The 868-nt window shown below is 61.5% G+C and carries 1 protein-coding gene; it reads left to right on the forward strand.

Annotation, left to right across the window (positions count from 1 at the left end):
• Positions 1-27 precede the first annotated feature (27 nt).
• Positions 28-868: NFACT family protein (locus NW819_RS11455; RefSeq protein WP_414413818.1), on the forward strand; the 841-nt coding region annotated here is incomplete at its 3' end.

Below are 868 nucleotides of genomic sequence, written 5' to 3' on the forward strand. Positions count from 1 at the left end.
TTCAGCGTAAATGTATCAGCAACAGGGATGCAGCCGGTTGATTTAACCACCCTGCGTGCTGTGCTCGCCGATCTAACCCAGGCTAAGACAGGTCGGGATCCAGTGTTGCCTGCCCGCGTGGAATGGATCCAACAGACCGATCTGTGGACGGTGGTCATTGGCTTGCGCACCCTCACTGCCCGCCCCTGCTTGCTGTTGTGCTGGCATCCTCAGGCGGCCCGTCTCCACCTCTGTCAGCCTCCTCCCAAAGAGCCGGATGGCTTTCAATTTAGCCAGTTCCTCCAACGGCACCTGAAGGGTTTGGCTCTGACGGAGCTGGCTCTGCTGGAGGATTGGGAACGGGTGATTGACTTGCGCTTTGCCCCTCGGCCCGGGGATCCCCCTTATCGCCATCTCTACCTGGAGGTGATGGGCAAGCACAGCAATGCCATTTTGGTGGACGAGGCGGGCATGATCTTGGCCAGTGGTCATGGGGTGAGCGAGCGCCAATCGCGAATCCGTCCGGTACAACCGGGCCTGCCCTACGAGGCTCCTCCGGCTCTAACCGACCCGATCCCGCAGCGATCCGAGCCCTTTTCCTGGTGGCAAGAGCGCGTCGCCCTGATCCCTGGCCCCATCGGCCAACGGCTGTTGCGCTGTTATCGCGGCCTCAGTCGGCATTTGGTGGAAGCGATGTGCCATCAGGCTGGGATCCCGCCGCAAACCTCCACCGATCACCTCTCTGCCCAGGATTGGCAGGCGCTGTTTGCCAGGTGGCAAGACTGGTTAACCCGTCTGGAAACAGGCCAGTTTGACCCAGCTCCCACTCCCCAGGGATACACCGTTCTCGGCTGGGCAAGCGGTGCCGTTCCCGTTAGCGGGACGGAGT

It is taken from the genome of Synechococcus sp. R8-2 (assembly GCF_047461715.1).
Lineage (GTDB): Bacteria > Cyanobacteriota > Cyanobacteriia > Thermostichales > Thermostichaceae > Thermostichus.